Annotated in this window: 17 protein-coding genes; 10 read left to right on the forward strand and 7 right to left on the reverse strand. The window is 70.8% G+C overall.

Annotated elements, in window-relative coordinates:
- Positions 1–13: 13 nt before the first annotated feature.
- Positions 14–898 (reverse strand): N-acetyl-1-D-myo-inositol-2-amino-2-deoxy-alpha-D-glucopyranoside deacetylase, encoded by an 885-nt coding sequence (gene mshB / locus HKK74_RS16205; RefSeq protein WP_187244056.1) that lies wholly within the window; start codon positions 896–898, stop codon positions 14–16.
- A 9-nt stretch (positions 899–907) separates the two neighbouring features.
- Positions 908–2263 (reverse strand): serine/threonine-protein kinase, encoded by a 1356-nt coding sequence (locus tag HKK74_RS16210; protein WP_187244057.1) that lies wholly within the window; start codon positions 2261–2263, stop codon positions 908–910.
- A 98-nt stretch (positions 2264–2361) separates the two neighbouring features.
- On the opposite strand from HKK74_RS16210, the gene HKK74_RS16215 reads away from it, so the two are divergent.
- Positions 2362–4440 (forward strand): S9 family peptidase, encoded by a 2079-nt coding sequence (locus tag HKK74_RS16215; RefSeq protein ID WP_187244058.1) that lies wholly within the window; start codon positions 2362–2364, stop codon positions 4438–4440.
- A gap of 84 nt (positions 4441–4524) precedes the next feature.
- On the forward strand, positions 4525–5151 hold the full coding sequence (locus HKK74_RS16220; protein ID WP_187244059.1) for an arsenate reductase/protein-tyrosine-phosphatase family protein: 627 nt from the start codon (positions 4525–4527) through the stop codon (positions 5149–5151).
- Positions 5152–5250: 99 nt separating this feature from the next.
- On the opposite strand, the gene HKK74_RS16225 is transcribed toward HKK74_RS16220, so the two are convergent.
- Positions 5251–5736, reverse strand: coding sequence for a hypothetical protein (locus HKK74_RS16225; protein WP_187244060.1), 486 nt, complete (start codon positions 5734–5736; stop codon positions 5251–5253).
- A 38-nt stretch (positions 5737–5774) separates the two neighbouring features.
- Between HKK74_RS16225 and HKK74_RS16230 the strand changes: the two genes are divergently transcribed.
- Positions 5775–5924, forward strand: a complete 150-nt coding sequence (locus tag HKK74_RS16230; protein WP_187244061.1) for a hypothetical protein — start codon at positions 5775–5777, stop codon at positions 5922–5924.
- A 21-nt stretch (positions 5925–5945) separates the two neighbouring features.
- Here HKK74_RS16230 and HKK74_RS16235 read toward each other — a convergent pair whose 3' ends face one another.
- The 3 genes from HKK74_RS16235 to HKK74_RS16245 form a co-directional block, all read right to left on the reverse strand.
- Positions 5946–7673, reverse strand: a complete 1728-nt coding sequence (locus HKK74_RS16235; RefSeq protein WP_187244062.1) for an ABC transporter ATP-binding protein — start codon at positions 7671–7673, stop codon at positions 5946–5948.
- 163 nt (positions 7674–7836) lie between these two features.
- Entirely contained in the window at positions 7837–9642 is a 1806-nt protein-coding gene (locus tag HKK74_RS16240) for an ABC transporter transmembrane domain-containing protein (protein ID WP_187244063.1), read from the reverse strand.
- Positions 9643–9857: 215 nt separating this feature from the next.
- Positions 9858–10874, reverse strand: coding sequence for a LysR family transcriptional regulator (locus HKK74_RS16245; RefSeq protein ID WP_187244064.1), 1017 nt, complete (start codon positions 10872–10874; stop codon positions 9858–9860).
- Positions 10875–10952: 78 nt separating this feature from the next.
- Between HKK74_RS16245 and HKK74_RS16250 the strand changes: the two genes are divergently transcribed.
- The 7 genes from HKK74_RS16250 (at position 10953) to recD2 (ending at position 19958) form a co-directional block, all read left to right on the forward strand.
- The gene (locus HKK74_RS16250) at positions 10953–11639 is read left to right on the forward strand and encodes a succinate dehydrogenase cytochrome b subunit (RefSeq protein WP_312881527.1); all 687 of its coding nucleotides are present in this window, start codon (positions 10953–10955) and stop codon (positions 11637–11639) included.
- A gap of 54 nt (positions 11640–11693) precedes the next feature.
- Entirely contained in the window at positions 11694–13631 is a 1938-nt protein-coding gene (locus tag HKK74_RS16255) for a fumarate reductase/succinate dehydrogenase flavoprotein subunit (RefSeq protein ID WP_187244065.1), read from the forward strand.
- 11 nt (positions 13632–13642) lie between these two features.
- On the forward strand, positions 13643–14395 hold the full coding sequence (locus HKK74_RS16260) for a succinate dehydrogenase/fumarate reductase iron-sulfur subunit (RefSeq protein WP_187244066.1): 753 nt from the start codon (positions 13643–13645) through the stop codon (positions 14393–14395).
- Positions 14396–14495: 100 nt separating this feature from the next.
- Complete coding sequence (locus tag HKK74_RS16265; RefSeq protein ID WP_312881528.1) at positions 14496–15341, forward strand: SAM-dependent methyltransferase; 846 nt, start codon at positions 14496–14498, stop codon at positions 15339–15341.
- A 101-nt stretch (positions 15342–15442) separates the two neighbouring features.
- Positions 15443–16453, forward strand: a complete 1011-nt coding sequence (locus tag HKK74_RS16270; protein ID WP_187244067.1) for an LLM class flavin-dependent oxidoreductase — start codon at positions 15443–15445, stop codon at positions 16451–16453.
- Positions 16450–17514, forward strand: a complete 1065-nt coding sequence (locus HKK74_RS16275; RefSeq protein WP_187244068.1) for a Gfo/Idh/MocA family protein — start codon at positions 16450–16452, stop codon at positions 17512–17514. The genes HKK74_RS16270 and HKK74_RS16275 overlap by 4 nt, the downstream gene beginning before the upstream one ends.
- 170 nt (positions 17515–17684) lie before the next feature.
- Positions 17685–19958: an SF1B family DNA helicase RecD2 gene (gene recD2 / locus HKK74_RS16280; RefSeq protein ID WP_187244069.1), complete on the forward strand. Its 2274-nt coding sequence runs from the start codon at positions 17685–17687 to the stop codon at positions 19956–19958.
- 335 nt (positions 19959–20293) lie between these two features.
- Here recD2 and HKK74_RS16285 read toward each other — a convergent pair whose 3' ends face one another.
- Positions 20294–20662 carry an ATP-binding protein gene (locus HKK74_RS16285; RefSeq protein ID WP_187244070.1) on the reverse strand — a complete coding sequence of 123 codons (369 nt, stop codon included), beginning with the start codon at positions 20660–20662 and terminating at the stop codon, positions 20294–20296.
- Positions 20663–20674: the final 12 nt, after the last annotated feature.

Below are 20674 nucleotides of genomic sequence, written 5' to 3' on the forward strand. Positions count from 1 at the left end.
CCAGATTAATAGATCAATGAAGCCCGGCGAACAGATCTGTCTCGCGCCCGTTCGCCGCCGCGAATCCACGGGGACCGGCGAGCAGGGTGTAGTACTCCGCCCCGAAGGCCTGCTGGCCCACGTTGTCGGACAGCGCGAAGAACGGCTCCTCGACGATGACCTGGGTACGGTGCGCTCGGAGCGCTGCGAACTTGGCCCGCAGGTGATCGCGGGCGTCCACCACCGTCGTCACCTGCTCGTCCGGCACCCCGAACGGCAGTTCGTCGACGCTGCAGGCGGTCTCGAACGGCACGTCGACGTCCCGCGCCACGGCGACGGACCGGGCCAGAACCGTACGCGGCATCGCGGTGGCGTAGAACTTCGCCACCTGCCATGGCGGACCCTCACCGAACGAGGCGTCGGCCGCCTTCTCGAACGCGGCCCAGGCCACCCGATGGGCCTGGATGTGATCGGGATGACCGTAGTAGCCCCGGTCGTCATAGGTGACCATCACGTGCGGGCGCTGCTCCCGTACGACCGCGACCAGTTCCCGGCATGCCTCGTCCAGGTCGGCGCGCCAGAAGCAGCGCGGATCGTCGTTGGTGGCGGCGCCCATCATGCCGGAGTCCCTCCACCGCCCCGTGCCGCCGAGGAAGCGATGATCCTTCAATCCGAGCGCGGTACAGGCGGCGGCCAGCTCACCGACGCGGAACTCGCCCAGCCGATCCTCCTTGTCCGAGGCGAGATAGCGCAGCTCGTCGGGGATCACCTCGCCCTCTTCGCCCAGAGTGCAGGTGACCAGGCGGACGTCGGCGCCCTCGGCGGCGTACTTCGCGATCGTGGCGCCCGTGCCGATGGACTCGTCATCGGGATGCGCGTGCACGAACAGGATCCGGCGGTCGGTGTCCGTGGAACTCATACCCCGAGCCTAGGGCGTCAGCGCTCCGATCGAGGGCGGCGGCTCCGTGGTTTCGGAAGTCGGGCTGGGGGGCGGCTCGCTGGTCGGGGGCGGTGTGGTCCTCGTCGGTGTCACCGGCGGGTGAGTGACCGGCGGAGCCTTGCGCGTCGGGGTCGAGGACGTCTGCGGGCGGGTCGGCGTCACCTCGCCGGGAGAGTCCGTTTCCCCTCCCGTCTCGGGCGCCGTGGTGCTCGCGCCCGGGCCGGTCACCGTCACCGTGGGCCCCGGGTCGCCGGTCGCGCCATCGCCACGGGTCAGGGCCCACGCGCCGACGCCGGCCAGGCCGAGCGCCGCCACCAGGACCAGCACGGCGAGCACGGCCCGCCGCCGGCCGTCGGCCGGAGCGGCGCGCGGGTCGGCCGCGTAGGCGCCGGAGGCGGGAGAGGTCGCCAGCGGGAGCGGGTTCACCCCGGCCCAGCTCGTGGTGCCCCCCGTCGCGCCCGCCTGGTCGACGCCCTGGGCGAGAACGGTCGTCGGGACGACGTCTCCGTTCTCCAGCCGGGTCTCCTGCCCCGGCATCGGCTGCCCGAGCAGGCGCATCAGCAGTTCCCGGGCGTGCGGGCGCTGCTCGGGCTCCTTGGCCAGGCACGCCCGGACGAGCTCGCGCAGCTCCGCCGGGAGAGAGTCGAGCGGCGGCTCCTCGTTGAGGATCCGGTTGACCACGGCGGGGATCGTGTCCTGCCCGAACGGCGCGCTCCCCGTGGCGGCGTACACCATCGTCGAGGCCCACGAGAAGATGTCGACGGCCGGCGTGATCCCCTGACCCCGCACCTGCTCGGGTGCCATGTACGCCGGCGTGCCGATGGCCGCCGTGGCGACCGTCGAACTCGCGTCGAGCGCCCGCGCGATACCGAAGTCGATCACCCGGGGGCCGTCGGGCGCCATGAGGACGTTGTGCGGCTTGAAGTCCCGGTGGATGATGCCGGCCTGGTGGATGGCGGCCAGTGCCGTCACGGTGCCGATCGCGAGCCGTTCGAGGTCGGCACCCCCGCGCGGGCCCGCCTCGATCACCTGCTGCTGAAGCGACGGCCCGGGGACGAACTCGCTCACGATGTACGGCCGGTCTCCGGCCACGTCGGCGTCGAGCACCTGGGCCGTGCAGAACCGCGCCACCTGCTTGGCCGCGCCGACCTCGCGCACGAACCTCGAACGGGCGGCCTCGTCACCGGTCAGGTCCGCGCGCAGCAGTTTGATCGCGACCTGTCCCCCGTCGGCGTCCTGACCGAGGTACACCACGCCTTGGCCTCCCTCACCGAGGCGGCCGACCAGTTCGTACTCGCCGAGCCGTCGCGGATCACCAGACTGCAGCGGGGGGGTGTCAGGCATGTCTCTCCTGTGCGTGGTGGACCGTCGGGGAAGCCGAGTACCGAGGGTACGTCCGGGCGGCGCGCCGTGACCACCGGAACGGTGGGAGGATCGGGAGCATGAGCTATCCCCGGCAGAGCGCCCGCACCCGGCGGTTCACGCTAGGCGTCCCGCGCGGCTTTCAGATCTCACCCGACGGGTCGCGCGTGGTCTTCCTGCGCTCGCGAGGAGGCACCGATCCGGTGACCTGCCTGTGGACGCTCGACCTCGCCACGGGAGAGGAACGGCCGGTCGCGGATCCGCGAACGCTCGACGCCGGTGACGAGAACCTGCCCGCCGAGGAACGGGCGCGCCGCGAACGAGCGCGTGAGTCCGCCGGGGGAATCGTCGGCTACGCCACCGACCGGGACGTGACGCTAGCCGCCTTCAGCCTGGCCGGACGACTTTTCGTCGCCGATCTGGTGGACGGTGCCGTACGTGCCCTGGACGCGGCCGCCCCGGTCTTCGACCCGCGGCCGGACCCGGCCGGGCGGCAGGTGGCGTACGTTTCCGGGCGCACGGTGCGCGTCATCGACCTCGGGAAGGACGGCGGAGCGGGCCGAGACGACCGGGCGCTGGTGCAGCCCGAGAGCGAGCAGGTGTCGTACGGGCTGGCCGAGTTCATCGCCGCCGAGGAGATGGGCCGCATGCGCGGGCACTGGTGGGCGCCCGACGGCGGGTCACTGCTGGTGGCACGGGTCGACGAGACCCCGGTCGTCCGCTGGCACATCGCGGACCCGGCCGAACCGGCCGCGCCGCCCGTCGAGATCGCCTACCCGGCCGCGGGGACGCCGAACGCGTACGTGGGCCTCGTCCTGCTGAAGGTCGACGGCCGCCGCACCGGGGTGGCGTGGGATCGCGGCGAGTTCCCGTATCTGGTGGCCGTCCACTGGGACGAGCACGGCCCCCTGATCGTCGTCCAGTCGCGCGACCAGCGGGTGATCCGCGTGCTGGCCGTGGACCCCATCAGCGGCGACACCGAGCTCGTCCACGCGTCGCACGACCCGGTGTGGCTGGACATCGTGGCCGGCGTGCCCGCCCGCACGAAGGCCGGCGAGCTCGTGTGGACCACCGACGACCGCGAGACCGACACCCGCCGGCTGACCGTCGGCGGCGTGCCCGTGACGCCGCCCGGCCTGCAGGTCCGCTCGGTGCTGGGCGTCGACGGTGACACGGTGCTGTTCACCGCCTCCGAGGAGCCGACCGAGATCCACGTGTGGTCCCACACCCCGGACGGCCTGACCAGGATGACCGACGGCTCCGGCGTGTTCAGCGGGCTCCGCGCAGGCGGCCGCACCCTGCTGACCGGCTCGCGGCTCGACGAGGCCGGCGTGAGCACCTGGCTGACCGGCTCGGACGTGCGGATCCCCTCACTCGCCGAGACCCCCGTGATCACCCCCTCGGTACGGCTGGTGACCGCCGGCGAGCGCGGCGTGCGGACCGCCGTCGTGCTGCCGGCCGGGTGGGAGCCGGGCGCGGACCCGCTGCCGGTGCTGATGGACCCCTACGGTGGCCCGCACGCCCAGCGGGTGCTCGCCGCCCAGCGCGCCTACCGCGAGGCCCAGTGGCTGGCCGACCAGGGCTTCGCCGTCGTGATCGCCGACGGCCGCGGCACGCCCGGGCGGGGGCCCCGGTGGGAGCGCGCGATCCGCGGCGACTTCGCCGGCCCGGTCCTCGAAGACCAGATCGCCGCCCTCGAGGAGGCGGCGAGGCTGTACCCCGGCGCGCTGGATCTGAGCCGCGTCGGGATCCGCGGCTGGTCGTTCGGCGGCTGGCTGGCCGCGCTCGCCGTACTGCGGCGCCCGGACGTGTTCCACGCCGGCGTCGCGGGCGCGCCGGTGACGGACTGGGCGCTCTACGACACCCACTACACCGAGCGGTACCTCGGCCATCCCGACGAGGAACCGGAGACCTACGCGCGCAACTCGCTGCTGAACGACGCGCCGAAGCTGGAACGGCCACTGCTGATCATCCATGGGCTGGCCGACGACAACGTGGTCGCCGCGCACACCCTGCGGCTGTCGTCAGCACTGCTCGCCGCAGGACGCCCGCACACCGTGCTGCCGCTGTCCGGAGTCACCCACATGACCCCGCAGCAGGTCGTCGCCGAGAACCTCCTTCATCTCCAGGTCGACTTCCTGCGCAGGTCACTGAGCTGACCGCCGACGGCTGATCGCGTGACGGACCGTCGTCCTCCGGCGGCCACGGTCCGTCACGTGATCATGTCCGCCTAGGATGCGGGCATGGTCGACGGGTTCCGCATTGTTTTCGTGTGCACGGCCAACATCTGCCGGTCCCCGATGGCCGAGGCGATGACCAGGATGTCCATGAGCTCGTACGGCACGGCTTTCGTCGTGACGAGCGCGGGAGTGCACGGGCACGAGGGCAGCCCGATCGCTCCCGGCTCGGGCTCAGCGCTCGACGCGCTCGGAGTCGTGCACGCGGGCCATCGCGGCAGGATGCTCACCCGCGAGATCGTCGACGGGTCCGACCTGATCCTGACCATGGAGGCGGCGCACCGAGACGTCATCGCCGCGCATCAGCCCGAAGCGGCCGGCCGGACGTTCACGCTGCGCGAGTTCGCCCGGCTCGTCGACGGCGAGCCCGCACCAGGCGGCAGGCACACCCCGACACCAGGCGGCGGGCACACCCCGGCACCAGGCGGCAGGCACACCCCGGCACTGGACGGCGGGCACCTCACCGACCGCGCCAGAGCACTGGTGGCGGCGGCGCACCGGCGACGCGGGCAGCGCCCCGGCATCGACGACGTGTCCGACCCGTACGGCGGACCGGACGAGGGCTACCGCACCTGCGCCGCCCTCATCCGATCGGAACTGGACACCGCGCTCCGGCCCTTCCTCACCTCGTGACCTCGCAGTGGCCCGCGTGCGCACAACTGCATGATCACGGCAGAAGGTCCTCTGCCGTGATCATGCAGTTGTGCACACCAGTCGCCCGCCGTGCCGGGACTACTCGGACGCCGCCCGGAGGGTGGTGGGGGTGAACCTCACCGATGACCGGCCGTCCGTCCGGGACGCCGTGCTGACCGGGGTGTAGACGCGCACGGCCTCCGTGTGGTCGCGGACCACGAACGCCCACGTCGGACGATCGGGAAGGAGATACTCGAAGGCGGTCGGATCGGTGGCGGCTCGGAACGAGTCGTCGGCGGGCTGGGTCCTCGCCCAGTCGCCCCAGACGCCGGAGAAAGTGTCGGTCTCACCCGTGTGGTGGATGATTCCGTCGGCCGCGCGGGCGACCACCTGGATCCGTCCGTTCGGGCCGAGGTCGGCGGATGGCGGACCCGCCGCGGTGAAGGTCCCGATCCGTACGGCGGACCGGCCGAGGGCTACCACACCTGCGCCGCCCTCATCCGATCCGAACTCGACACCGCCCTCCGAGCGTCCCTCACCTCGTGACCTCGCAGTGGGCCGCCGTGCGCACAACTGCATGATCACGGCAGAAGGTCCTCCGCCGTGATCATGCAGTTGCACCGATGACGGGCCGCCCGTCCGGGAGATCCCAGGTCTCCGAGAAGGTGCCCTGGTTCCTGACCGGCACCGGAGTGCCGGTGAGTCCGGTCATGCCCAACGTGAACCAGCAGCCGTACGCGCCGTTCGGGCCGTCCTGCTGCGACGCCCATTAACATTCACCCGAACAACGGCCGTCAATGTGTGCGGCCGTGCCAGGAGGTCCAGAGCGCGGCGTAGGAGCCGCCCGCGGCCACGAGCTCGTCGTGGCTGCCCAGCTCGGTGATCCGGCCGTCCTCGACGACCGCGACCCGGTCGGCGTCATGGGCGGTCTGCAACCGGTGCGCGATCGCCACGACCGTACGGCCGTCCAGGACGGCTCCGAGAGAGCGTTCGAGGTTCCTGGCCGCCCGCGGGTCGAGCAGCGAGGTCGCCTCGTCGAGCACCAGGGTGTGCGGATCTGCCAGCACCAGCCTGGCGAGCGCGAGTTGCTGGGCCTGAGCCGGGGACAGGGCGAGCCCGCCCGCCCCGACCTCGGCATCGAGGCCGGGTCCGGACCAGTCGACGGCCTCGAGCGCGGCGCGGATATCGCCGGCCGAGGCGTCGGGACGGGCCATGACGACGTTGTCGCGCACCGTGCCGCGGAAGACGTGATGTTCCTGCGTCACAAGGGCGACATGGCCGCGGAGGTCGTCGAGTGGAAGCTCCACCAGCGGGACGGAGCCGACCGACACCGAGCCGGTCCGCGGCCCGTGGATCCCGGCGAGCAGCCGTCCCAGGGTGGACTTGCCCGCGCCGCTCGGGCCGACGACGGCGAGGCGCTCGCCGGGGCGCAGCGTCAGGTCGACGCCGTGCAGGACGTCGGTGCCCTCGCGGTAGGCGTACCGCACGTCACGGACGTCGATCCGCTCGCAGTCCGGCCGCGCGGTCGTGGCCGCCTCGCGGTCCTGGGGCACGGCGGCGACGCCGAGCAGCCTGGCCAGTGAGGCGCCGCCCACCTGCAGCTCGTCCAGCCAGGTCAGCAGCATGTCGAGCGGCTCGATGAGCTGCTGCACGTACAGCGTGGCGGCGGTCACCTGGGCGAGCGACGCCATGTCGTTGATGTACAGGAGGCCGCCGAGCAGAAGCGTGCCCACCACGGGGATCACGTAGCCGGTCTCCACCATCGGGTAGTAGATGGTGCGGAGCCTCAGCGTGTAGCGCTCGGCCGCCCAACTGCCCCTGATGCCGACGTTGCAGCGCCGCTGCCGGTCGTCTCCCAGGCCGAGCGCGTCGACCGTGCGGGCGCCCTTGACGGTCTCGGCCAGGCTGTCGGTCAGCTCGGCCCACGCGGCGTTCTCTCGCAGGTAGCCGTCGCGGGCACGGGCGAGGTACCACCGCGTACAGCCCCACAGCAGCGGGGCCACGACGAGGCAGGGCAGGATGAACACCGGCCCGACCAGCACCAGTGCGCCCAGCGTGAACGACACGGTGACCAGCGCGATCAGCGTCTCGGGCACGGCCATCCGGACCGTACGGGCCAGCGCGTCGACGTCGCGCGACGTGCGCGTCACCAGATCGCCGGTACCGGCCCGCTCGACGGTGGACAGCGGCAGGTCCAGGACCCGGTCGACGAACTCCTCCCGCAGCTCGGCGAGCACTTTCTCGCCGAGGCGCGTTGAGGCGTAGTAGGCGAAGCGCACGAAGACGCCCTGTGCGATGACGAATCCGGCGATGACCAGCGCGACCAGGTCGACGTCGGCGGTACCGGACCGTACGCCTTCGACCAGGTCTCCGAGCAGCCAGGGAGCCACCAGCCCGGAGACCGCGGCCAGACCGTGCAGGGTCAGCGCACCGGCCAGCGCCCGCGGATGCCGCAGCGTGAGCCGGCGCGCGTACGCGCGCACCTCGGCGCGCGTCGCGACCGGCAGGATCTGCGCGCTCATGTCCGTCTCCCCTCGAATGCCCGTCTCCCCGCCGATACCCGCGCCGCGGTGAACACCCGTGCCACGGTGAACACCCGTGCCGACGCGAACGCCCCTGCTCCCGCTCGCGCCCGCGAGTGCGCCCGTCGGCAGCGGTGCCGGCGAGAAGGGCCGCGCCAGGTCATCAGGTCGCTCCTCTCGTGACGGTGGCGGCGTAACCCGGATGTGTCTGCAGCAGGTCGCGGTGGACGCCCTCGGCGACGACGCTGCCGTTCTCGACGTAGGCGACGTGATCGGCCTGATCGAGGATGAGCGGGCTCGTGGTGCAGACGACGGTCATGCGGTCGATGTCCGCGCCCCGCGCGCCGCCGCCCCTCGGGACGTTCCTCGCCTTCCCGAGCCGCTCGGCGATGCGGGCCTCGGTGTGCGCGTCCACCGCGCTCGTCGGCTCGACCAGGATGAGCACGTCGGGGTCGGCGGCGAGGGCGCGGGCCAGCCGCAGCCGCTGCTGCTGGCCGCCGGAGAACTCCCGGCCGGCCTCGGCGACGTGAGCGTCCGGCCCCACCATGTCGACCAGGTCCTCGGCACAGGACGCGTGGAGCGCCACGCCGAGGTCTCCGTTCCACGCCGGGATCCCCACCTCGTCTCCGTCTCCGGCCTCGACGGCCTCCCGGGCCGCGCCGGCGGCCGCGAGATCGTGGCCTGCGGCAGGGGGCGGCGGTGGCAGCAGGACGTCCCGGAGGCGGCCGGAGAACAGCACGTCCTCGTTGATCGCCACGAGCACCCGCCGACGTACGTTCGCGACCTCGCTCAGCGGTATCCCGCCGTAGGTCACCTCGCCGTCCGCGTACCGGCCGAGTCGGTCCGCGATGGCCTGCGCGTCGGCCGGGTCCGCGGCGGCGACGGCCGTGAGCCGCCCGGGCAGCACGGTGAGACCGGACGCCGCGTCGGACAGTTCCGCTCCGGGCGGCGGGATCCGGGTGCCGGTGTCGGGCAGGTCGGGGACCATGGACAGGATCCGGATCACCCGCCCGGATGCGACGTGCGCCTTGGTTATCCTGTCGGCCGCCTCGCCGATCGTGCGCATCGGCTGGATGAGGAACACCGCGTAGCCGTAGAAGGCGACGAGCTGGCCCACGCTGATGGTGCCGTTCATCGCGAAGCGCGCGCCGACCCAGGTCACCAGCGCGATGAGCAGCCCGGGCAGCAGGACCCCCGCCCCCGTCAGGAGCGACTCGGCCCTCGCCACGTCGACGCCGGCCCGCCGGACGCGCTGCGACTCGCCGGTGTAGCGGTCGGCGAAGACCTGTTCGCCACCGATGCCCCGCAGGACCCGCAGACCGGCCACGATGTCGGTGGCGCGGGTGTTGAGCTCACCGGCGAGCTCGCGATGGCGGCGCTGGCGGTGGTGCAGAGGGCGCAGCAGAGGCGCCGAGGCGACGAGGATCAGCGGCACCCCGATGACCACGATCAGCCCGAGCGGAAATGACGTGGTGAGCAGGATGGCCGCGATGACGACGATCGCCACGATGGAACCGGCCCCACGCGCGGCGATGTCCATGGCTCCGCCGATATGAGACACGTCGGCGACGCTCACGCTGACCACCTCACCGGCGGTGAGCCGGTTGAGCAGGGTGGCGCCGAGGCGACCGGACTGCCGGTGGACGACCTGCACAGTGCGGTAGGCCGCCGCGAGCCAGTTGAACACCGCGAACCGGTGCCTTGCGATACCGCTTGCGGCCTGCACCACCCCGAGTGCGAACAGCACGCCGGCCCATACGAGCAACGCGCCCGTGTCCTTGCCCGCGATGCCCTCGTCGACGGCGCGGCCGATGGCGGCGGGCATGAGGGCCTGGCTGAGCATCCAGACGACGCCGAGTGCCATGCCGCCGGCCAGTGGCCGCGCCTGTGCCCGGGCCACCCAGGCCAGGTAGCGAAGCGGCGAGCCGTGGTCGGGCTCACCGTGGTCGGGCAGAGGTAGCGCGCGCATGGCAGTCCGGTCGGAGAAGGCGATCAGATGGGATTCAGTCCCGACGGTATCCAGCCGGTCCGGGAGATCGCGAGCCGTTTTCCGGCCGGATGATCTTGGCGATGGCCGTCCCACCTGGGAACTCGGCCGTCCCGTGGGCCGTCGCGCCCGGCACGACATGGCCACCGCCGCAGCGGCGAGCAGCGCCCACCGCCCGACTCGGACCTACCTGAGACCTACCCGGGAACGAGGACCTCGACGCCGGGCGGCAGAGCACCCGCCGCGGCGGCGTCGCCGAGGAACGATTCCAGCGTGGCCTGGAAGGCGCGCGCGGCATGAGTGGGGGCGACGTCCTTGCGATGCGCCACCGCGATCGTCCGCAGCAACCCCGACCGGGGCTCGCCGCCACCGGTGTTCCCGCCCCCGTCGATCACCGCCCCCGATGATCGCTGCTCCGACACGATCAGCGGAGTGCCCTGGAGGCCGGGCCGCCCGGCCAGGACCATGCTCGGAACCACGGCGAGGCCGAGACCGGTCTCGACGAAGCGGAGCACGGCGTCCATCTCGCCGCCCTCCACGGCGAATCGCGGCTCGAAGCCGGCGTGCCTGCAAGCGCTGATCGTCGCCTCGCGCAGGTCGTACCCCGGCCGGAACATCACGAGCGGCCGGTCGCGCAGGTCCTCGATCCGCAGCGACGCCCGCCGTGGAAGGGCGGTCCCCGACATCCTGGCCGGGTGGGACGGTGCCGCGACCACCAGGTTCTCGCGCAGGATCGGACGGGTCACGAGAGGCGCGTCCCCGCTGAGCGGCAAGATCACCAGGGCGAGGTCGAGCGAGCCGCGGGTGAGGTCCCGCACCAGGTCGCGTGACCCGCCCTCCTCGACGAGCAGCCTGACCCCCGGGTGATCATCATGGAACCGCCGCAGCACGTCGGCGAGCAGCCCTGCGAACAGCGAGGGCGTCGCGCCGAGCCGTACCCGGCCGCGACGCAGCCCGGTCAGCTCCCGCACCTCCAGGCGGGCGGTGTCGACATCGGCGAGGATCCGCTTGGCCAACGGCAACAGGATCTCGCCCGCCGGGGTGAGCGCGATGTTGCCGCGCGCCCTGCTGAACAGCGAGGCGCCCAGCTCGGACTCCAGCGCCTTGATCTGCTTGGACAGGGACGGCTGAGCGATGCCGAGGGCCTCGGCGGCCTGTGTGAAGTGCCTCACCTCGGCGACCGCGACAAAGTACGCAAGTTGCTGTAGCTGCACGGTTATAGCCTACGGCTATCGAAACGAGTTCCATCATGACTTGGACCGGTAGTCCGTCATAGACGTAATTTGCGGCTTGTGGCAGTCGCGATCCCCGCTCTTTACCGTTCGACCGTCGGTAAGAAGGCCGTCATGGCCGTCTCCGGCGGCCTCCTCGTGCTCTTCATCGTCGTCCACATGGTCGGCAACCTGAAGATCTTCTTTGGGCGGGAGGAGTTCGACGGCTACGCCGCCTGGTTGCGGGCCATCGGAACGCCGGCCCTGCACGAGACATGGTTCCTGTGGATCCAGCGGGCCGGCCTCACGCTGTGCGTGCTGCTGCACATCGGCACGGCCGCCGACCTGGCCGTACGGGCCAAGAGGGCGCGACCGGTGCGCTACCGGCACCGGCCGAAGGTCCAGGGCGGCTACGCGGCGCGCACCATGCGGTGGGGCGGTGTGATCCTCGTGCTCTTCATCGTCTGGCACATCCTCGACCTGACGGTCGGCACCGTGAACCCCCGGGGCGTGCACGGGGAGCCGTACGGAAACGTCGTGGCCGGCTTCCAGCCCGAGCGCTGGTACATCACGTTGTTCTACGCGCTGGCCGTCATCGCGCTCGGCTTCCACCTGCGGCACGGCCTCACCAGCGCGCTGCAGAGCCTGGGCCGGGGCAACGCCGTCCGAGAGCGGGGCCTGTCCGCCGCCGCGGCCGTCTTCGCCGTCGCGATCGTCGTCGGCTATCTGTCCGTGCCGTTCGCGGTCACGACTGGGCTGGTGACCTGAGCCGTGAGCGAGAAGGGACGAGCGAACCGTGATCGGAGTGAGGGAGCGATGGGCATGAGCGAGACCCTCTACGAGACCGGCGAGCCGATCGCCGACGCCAAGGCACCGGGCGGCCCCATCGAGGACCGCTGGACCACGCGCAAGTTCGAGGCCAGGCTGGTCAACCCGGCCAACAAGCGCAAGCGCACCGTGATCATCGTCGGTACCGGCCTGGCCGGCGGCTCCGCCGGCGCGACCCTGGCCGAGCTGGGCTACAACGTGATCCAGTTCTGCTTCCAGGACAGCCCGCGCCGGGCGCACTCGATCGCCGCACAGGGCGGGATCAACGCCGCGAAGAACTACCGTGGCGACGGCGACAGCGTGCACCGGCTGTTCTACGACACGGTCAAGGGCGGCGACTTCCGCTCCCGCGAGTCCAACGTGCACCGGCTGGCCGAGATCAGCAACGAGATCATCGACCAGTGCGTCGCCCAGGGCGTGCCGTTCGCCCGCGAGTACGGCGGGCTGCTCGACAACCGCTCCTTCGGCGGCACCCAGGTGTCGCGTACGTTCTACGCGCGCGGCCAGACGGGTCAGCAACTGCTGCTCGGCGCTTACCAGGCCCTGCTACGGCAGGTCGACGCGGGCCGGATCGAACTGCACGCGCGGCACGAGATGCTCGACCTGGTCATCGCCGACGGCCGGGCACGCGGCGTGGTGGTCCGGGATCTCGTCAGCGGTGAGATCAAGACGTACACGGCGGACGCGGTCGTGCTGGCGACCGGCGGGTACGGCAACGTCTTCTTCCTGTCGACCAACGCCAAGGGCTCGAACGTCACCGCCTCCTGGCGAGCGCACCGCAAGGGCGCGTTGTTCGCCAACCCCTGCTACACCCAGATCCATCCGACCTGCATCCCGGTCAGCGGCGACCACCAGTCGAAGCTGACGCTGATGTCGGAGTCGCTGCGCAACGACGGCCGGGTGTGGGTGCCGGAGACGGCCGGCGACTCACGGGCCCCCGGCGACATCCCCGAGGACGAGCGCGACTACTACCTCGAACGGATCTACCCCTCGTTCGGCAACCTCGTGCCCCGGGACATCGCCTCGCGGGCCGCCAAGAACGTCTGCGACGAGGGCCGCGGGGTCGGCCCCGGCGGGCTCGGCGTCTATCTCGACTTCGCCGACGCGATCGAGCGGATGGGCCGCCCCGCCGTCGAGGCGAAGTACGGCAACCTCTTCGAGATGTACGAGCGCATCACCGGCGAGAACCCGTACGAGGTTCCGATGCGCATCTACCCCGCCGTCCACTACACCATGGGCGGGCTCTGGGTCGACTACGACCTGCAGGCCACGATCCCCGGCCTGTTCGTCGCCGGCGAGGCCAACTTCTCCGACCACGGGGCCAACCGGCTCGGTGCCTCGGCGCTGATGCAGGGCCTCGCCGACGGGTACTTCGTACTGCCCAACACCGTCGGCGACTACCTCGCCGGAGCGCCGTTCGGCGAGGTGCCCGCCGAGGCGGTGGCCGAGGCCGAGTCCGGGGTCCGCGCCCAGATCGACCGCCTGCTGTCCATCGACGGCGATCGTACGGTCGACTCCTTCCACCGCGAGCTCGGCCACATCATGTGGGAGTACTGCGGCATGGAGCGCACGGACGAGGGGCTGCGCAAGGCGCTCGACCTCATCCCCGCGCTGCGCGAGGAGTTCTGGCGGCGGGTCAAGGTGCCCGGTGACGGCGAGGGCCTCAACCAGGCGCTGGAGAAGGCCGGCCGGGTCGCCGACTTCTTCGAGCTCGCCGAGCTGATGTGCGTCGACGCGCTGCACCGCCGTGAGTCGTGCGGTGGCCACTTCCGCGCCGAGAGCCGGACCGAGGACGGCGAGGCCCTGCGCGACGACGACGAGTTCGGCTACGTCGCCGCGTGGGAGTGGGCGGGGCCCGAGGCCCTGCCGGTCCTCCACAAGGAGGCCCTCGAGTTCGAATACGTCAAGCCGAGCCAGCGCTCGTACAAGTGAGGCCGGAAAGCATGAAACTCACCCTGCGCATCTGGCGCCAGAACGGCCCTTCGGACAAGGGCGCGATGGTCGAGTACAAGGTCGACGACGTCTCCCCGGACATGTCCTTCCTGGAGATGCTGGACGTCCTCAACGAGCGGCTGATCCTGGACGGCGAGGAGCCGGTCGCCTTCGACCACGACTGCCGTGAGGGCATCTGCGGCATGTGCTCGCTCGTCATCAACGGCGCGCCGCACGGCCCCGAGCGGGCCACCACGACCTGCCAATTGCACATGCGCAAGTTCAAGGACGGCGACACGATCGACATCGAGCCGTGGCGGGCCAGGCCGTTCCCGGTCATCAAGGACCTGGTCGTGGACCGCACGGCGTTCGACAAGATCATTCAGGCGGGCGGCTACATCTCGGCGCCCACCGGTGCCGCGCCCGACGCCCACGCCATGCCGGTGCCCAAGCCGGACGCCGACAGGGCCTTCGAAGCCGCCGAGTGCATCGGCTGCGGAGCGTGCGTCGCCGCGTGCCCGAACGGTTCCGGGATGCTGTTCACCGCCGCCAAGGTCATGCATCTCGGGCTCATGCCGCAGGGCCAGCCGGAGCGCTACGACCGGGTGGTCGACATGGTGGAGACCCATGACGACCTCGGCTTCGGCGGCTGCACCAACACCGGCGAGTGCACCGTGGCCTGCCCCAAGGGCATCTCGCTCGACACCATCGGCATGCTCAACCGCGACTACCTGAGGGCCACCGCCGGCGGCGCCAAGAAGTAGCCCGATCCGATCGACGACAGGCCGGCTCTCGTGGAGTGAAGCGGTTCCCGCCAAGTCGGATTGGCTGACACAATCGGTCAAAAGCCCTGGGCGTGTGGAGGTGCGACGGTTGAGTCCGGCTGCGTGGTGGCGTGATGCGCTGGCGCCCGAGTGGCGGCACAGGGGGCTTGACTTGTCCAAGCCGAGCCCGGCGCGGATGTACGACTACTACCTGGGCGGCAAGGACAATTTCGAGGTCGACCGGGTGGCGGTCGAGGAGATGCACCGGGTGATCCCGGAGCTGTTCCAGACCGCGCGAGAGAACCGGGCGTTCCTCGGCCGTGCCGTACGGTATATCGCGGGCCGGGGCGTGCGGCAGTTCATCGACTTGGGAACCGGGTTGCCGACGCAGGGCAACGTGCACGAGATCGCCCAGCAGGTCTCCGGTCAGGCACGGGTCGTCTACGTCGACCATGACCCGGTGGTGGCCGCGCACGGCCGCGCCCTGGTGGCCGAAGACGGCTCCACGACGATCATCGAACGCGATGTCCGCGACCCCGACGAGATCCTCGGCCACCCGGCGCTGAAGAAGCTGGTCGATCTGCGGGAGCCGGTCGCTGTGCTGTTCGTGGCGGTACTGCACTTCATCTCCGACACCGAGCATGCCGCGAGGATCGTCCAGCGGTTCCGTGAGGTGATGGCACCGGGCAGCTACCTGGTGATCGCGCACGGCACGCGCGCTGCGGGCACCGCGGCGGTGTCGAAGATGACCGAAACCTACGACATGGCGACAGAGAAGGTGTCGCTGCGCGACCCGGCGGAAATCGTGCGGTTCTTCGACGGGTTCGACCTGGTCGAACCAGGCGCGGTCCACCTGCCCTGGTGGCACCCCGAGATCGAGCCGCACCCCGAACCCCACCCCACGAAGTGGCACTTTGGCGGCGTCGCCCGGCGCCCCGCCGATTGATCCCACGATCATGAAATGACCGATTTTTCTGCCCCGGGCGCTGATTTGTGACACCTTTGAGCCCGCATCTCGGCTGCGAGCCTGAAACGAAGGGCGGGGACGTGGGATTCGGTGTCGTGTTCACCCAGGGTGTTGCCTCCGGCGATCCGCATCAGGTGATAGGCGAGATCTTGGAGCAGGCCGAGGCCGCCGACCGGCTCGGGTACTTCGCCGCGCTGACGACGGAGCACAAGTACTCCGAGGAGTACTTCGGTTCGCCGCTGCACCTGGCATACGCGATCGCCGCTCGCACCGAGCGTGTCAAGGTCGGCACCAGCATCGCGATCGCGCCGCTGTACAACCCGGTGGAACTCGCCCAGGACGCTGCCATGCTCGACCAGATGTCCGGTGGGCGGCTGTTCCTCGGGCTCGGCGCGGGCTACCTGCCGGAGGACTACCAAACGGTAGGAGTGCCCTGGCAGGGACGGATCCAGCGATTCGACGAGACGGTGCGGATCATCCGCCAGGCCTGGACCAGCGACCGGTTCTCCTTCACCGACCGCATCTATGACTTCCAGGACGTTTCGGTGATCCCCCGTCCCGTGCAGTCCCCGCCGCCGATCCACCTGGGCGCGTGGTCGCCGGGCGGGCTGGCCCGCGCCGGCCGCCTGGGCGACGGCTGGATCAGCAACGCGCTGATGTCGGTGGACACCATGCGCCAGATGGGCGACACGTACCGGGAGGCGGCTCGCGAATCCGGCCGGCCCCAGCGTGTCACCGCGATCCGGTTCTGCTGGACCGCGGAAAGCCGCGAGGACGCCGTCCGCGACTTCGGCGCCACCGCCATCGACATGGTGCGCACCCTGTGGACGTACGGTGCGATCACCGACATGCCGGGCGTCACCGCCGCGGACCAGATCACCCTCGACGACCTGATGCGCGACCGGATGATCTTCGGCACGCCGGACGACTGCCGGGCCGCGATCGCCGACTACCGCACCAAGGCCGGGGTGGACGACTTCCTGCTGATCTTCCGGCACCCGTCCGGGCCGGCCCAGGACCGCGTGCTCTCCGCGATGGAACTGTTCGCCTCCGAGGTCATGGACAAGGATGCGGACCCGGCCCTGACATGACCGGCCGCCACCTGCGGGTCGGCGTGATCGGCGCCGGTTACGCGGCCGCGAGCCACCTGCCGGTGTACGCGCGGCTCCCGGAGATCGAGGTGACCGCGATCGCCACCGCGCACCGCGACACCGCCGAGGCGGCGGCGCGACGCTTCGGCGTCCCCGCCGCCTACGACGACTACCGGCAGCTGTGTCGATCCGACCAGGTGGACCTGGTCGACGTGGTGACGCGGCCCAGCCTGCACCCGCCCATGGCGATCGCCGCTCTGCAAGCAGGCAAACACGTCCTGTGCGAGGCCCCCCTGGCGCCCGACACCGTCAGCGGTACCGAGATGGCCGAGGCCGCACATGCCGCAGGCGTGCACGCCGTCGTCGACCTGCAGTCACGCTTCTCCCCCGGCCTGTGGCACCTGCGCCAACTCGTCCACGACGGCCGGCTCGGACGAGTGCACAACATCCACGCCACCGCCTTCTACCCCACCTTCACCCGTCCCGAGCAGGCCGCCGCCTCTCTGTGGTGCGCCGACGCCACCAACGGCGCCAGCTCCCTGCGTGTCCACGGCCTGCACACCGCCGACCTGATCACCTGGATCTTCGGCCCCCTCACCGACGTGACCGGCCACACCACGACCCGCGAATCCACCTGGCCCGGCCCGGACGGACCGATCACCGCCACCAGCACCGACAGCTCCACCCTCACCGCCCGCACCACCGACGGCGCCCTCTGCTCCATCCACACCTCATGGATCGCCTGGCACGGCAGCGGCTGGCGCCTCGAGGCCTACGGCAGCCACGGACACCTGCGCGCCGAGGCCCCCGGCCACACCGGTCATCACACCGTCACCCTCCACGGCGCCCGCCACGACGAACCCACCCTGACCCGCCACACCCCGCCACCCGACGACGACCCGATCACCGACCCGCCACCACACGCCCCCGGCCACGCCTTCGCCCACCTGGCCCGACGCCTCGCCCGCACCATCAACGGCGACCTCGACCCCGACCTCCCCACCTTCGACGACGCCCTTACGCTCCTGCACATCGCAGACACCGCCGAAACGCGCACCTGACCACTCCTGGGCAACTCCATCCACGCCGCTGATGCCTGTGGGTGCCCAGAATTCGGCGCCACCACCTGTGACCTGGGGCTTCTCGTTTGGCATACGAGCCCTGCCTGGGCACGGGCAGAATGCAGGTTCGTGGTGATCCGCAGCCGTACCTACCGCTGGAGGTGGTGCCCGTGCCCCACCCGGTGCCCCTGGATGCTCCCGAGGTGGTCGAGGGCGTCGTCGATCATCTGCTGTACGTCAGCTACGACGAGCGCACGGTGCTGCGGCTGACAGCTGTTACGGGTGATGAGGAGGGCATTACGGCGGTCGGCAGGGCGCTCTTCGGTGTGCGGCCCGGAGAAAGCCTGCGATTGCATGGCAATTGGGTTCACCACCCGCGTCACGGGCGGCAGTTCAGAGCCGAGCAGTGCGAACGGACCATGCCCGCCGACGAGCGGGCGATCCGTTTTTATCTCGGCTCGAGCATGATCCGCGGGATCGGGCCGGTTCTCGCTTCGGCGATCGTGGACGTCTTCGGCGAGCAGACGCTGAAGGTCATCGACGCCGACCCGCAGCGGCTCCTTGAGGTGCACGGCATCGGTCAGATCCGGCTGGGCCGGATCACGGCGGCCTGGCAGGAGCAGAAGGCCATCGCCGAGATCATGGTGTTCCTGCAGGGACTCCAGATCACCCCTGCGCTCGCTGTGAAGATCTACACGACGTACGCCGACACTGACGACGACCCGATGCGCATCGTCCGCCGCACCCCTTACCGGCTCTGCCGGGACGTGCGTGGAGTCGGCTTTATCAACGCCGACAAGATCGCCCTCGCAGTGGGCATCCCCAAGCACAGTGACGCACGACTCCAGGCCGCCCTGCTGCACGAACTCGATCAAGCCGGAGCGAACGGCCACTGCCACCTTCCGGTGCGCTTGCTGATCGCCCGTACCCGTCAGCTGCTGACCGATGACGACCCGGCGAGTGTTGAGATCCTCGACGACGCGGTTCTGCGCCAAGCCTTGGCGGCGCTGCATGGCCAGGGTGAGGTGGTCATCGAGACGCTGCCGCTGCCAGTCCTGGATGGCACTGACGCCCTGACGGACACCGAGATCGCCATGCTGCCGCACCGGCACCGCGACGAGACGCAACTCGCCTCCCACGTACGGCGCCTGCTCACTTCCACACCGGCACTCTCCGGCCTCGCGCCGTGGGCGGAACATGTGGCCGCACTGACAGGCGCGGAGACCGCCGGGCTGACCGACGAGCAGCACAAGGCGATCCTCACCGCGCTGACCCGCCCCTTGTCGATCCTGACCGGCGGCCCCGGCTGCGGCAAGACCCACACCCTGCAGACCCTGGTCGACCTCGCCGAACAGGCAGATGCGGTCGTCGCCTTGGCCGCTCCCACCGGGAAGGCCGCCAAACGCCTGGAAGAGACCTGCGGCCAGCCGGCGATGACCGTGCACCGGCTGATCAGGCCGGCCGACGGCGACTCCCTCTTCGACCACGCCAGCGTGCTCGAGACCGCAGACCTCGTCATCATCGACGAGGCATCGATGCTCGACCTCGCCCTGGCCCGAAGGCTCTTCGCCGCCCTCCGCGACGGCTGCCACCTGCTGCTCGTCGGCGACACCGACCAACTCCCCAGCGTCGGCCCCGGTCGCGTCCTGCGTGATCTCCTCGACGTCGAGGGCATTCCGCGCACCCGGCTGACCAAGGTCTTCCGCCAACTCGATGAAGGCGCAGCGATCACCCTCAACGCGCACCGCATCCTGCGCGGCGAACGCCCTCGGGAGGACCCCAAGGTCTTCTGGAACCGGCCCGTATCCAGTGCCGAGGACATCGCCGAGCGTGTGGTGGACCTGGTCTGCGAGCTCATGCCGAAGCACTTCGGGGCCGGCCCGGAGGACATTCAGGTGCTGTGCCCGGGCAAGAAGAACGTCGCCGGCATGACCGACCTCAACCTGCGCCTCCAGCAGCGCCTCAACCCGCCATCCGACGACAGGCCCCAGCACTACCACGGCGGGGCCGCCTTCCGTCTCGGCGACCGTGTCCAGCAGGTCCGCAACAACCCCCACCGCGGCGAAACCGGAGTCTTCAACGGCAGCAGCGGCAGCATCTCCGCCGTCGACACCGAGACCCACCAGCTCACCGTCACCTTCCACGACGGCGAGGTGGCCACCTACCCCTTCATCGACCTTGACGAACTCGTGCACGCCTACGCACTGACCGTCCACCGCTCCCAGGGCAGCGAATATCCCTACGTCATCGTCCCCATGGTCAGCGCCGCCGGGATGATGCTGCTTCAGCGCAACCTGCTCTACACCGCCGTCACCCGCGCCCGCCACGGAGTCATGCTGATCGGCCAGACCGACGCCGTCGAACGCGCGATCGCCAACAACCGCACCCAGCGCCGCAACACAGCCCTCACCCACCGCATCACACACGACCCCGCCGCCGTATGAGCACCACGAGCCCACACCGCGGACGGCCGACTCGCCTGGGACCGAGCGTGGCTCTGCGGCCGGAGACCGACCAGCAGAGTGCGAGTGCCAGACCACCCATCGCGCTTGGGAATGGGGTGGCGGTGGCACGATCCGGGGGCTGATCGTGCCACCGCCGGTCCGGCTCGTCCTCAGCCGGACCGTCCGGCCCTTCCCCAGCCGGACTTGAGGTGCGCGCGCCCTCCCTGGTCGACGCGCGCACGTCTATTGTCTCCGCCCACCACAGCGGCGGGTCGGTCCACACCACGCCCACTACCGAACCGCCCTCTCCTGCGGACCAAGCCGGATCAGAACACTCATGGCCTGACCGCCAGCCGGGCCCAGACCCACTTGCCGGTCGGGGTGGTGCGGTGTACGCCGCACTCGGTGGCGAGCGCCTGGACGAGCGGAAGTCCCCAGCCGCCGTTGTCGTCGAAGTGCTCCGGCGACAGGTCCAGGTCCGCCGGCGTCAGCTCCCGGACCGGCCGTACGGCGGGCATCCGGTCACTGGCGTCCCACACGCTGAGCAGTACCGCGGCGGGCTCCCGGCTGAAGCGGATGCGGATCTCGCCGCCAGGGGTCGCCTCGCAGGCATTCACGATCAGCTCGGTAGCGATGAGACAGGTATCGTACGCGATGCACGGCAGCCGCCATGCGGTGAGCCGGTACTCCACACGCCTGCGCATCTCCCCCGCCAC

The sequence above is a fragment of the Actinomadura alba genome (assembly GCF_014323705.1).
Taxonomy (GTDB): domain Bacteria; phylum Actinomycetota; class Actinomycetes; order Streptosporangiales; family Streptosporangiaceae; genus Actinomadura_C; species Actinomadura_C alba.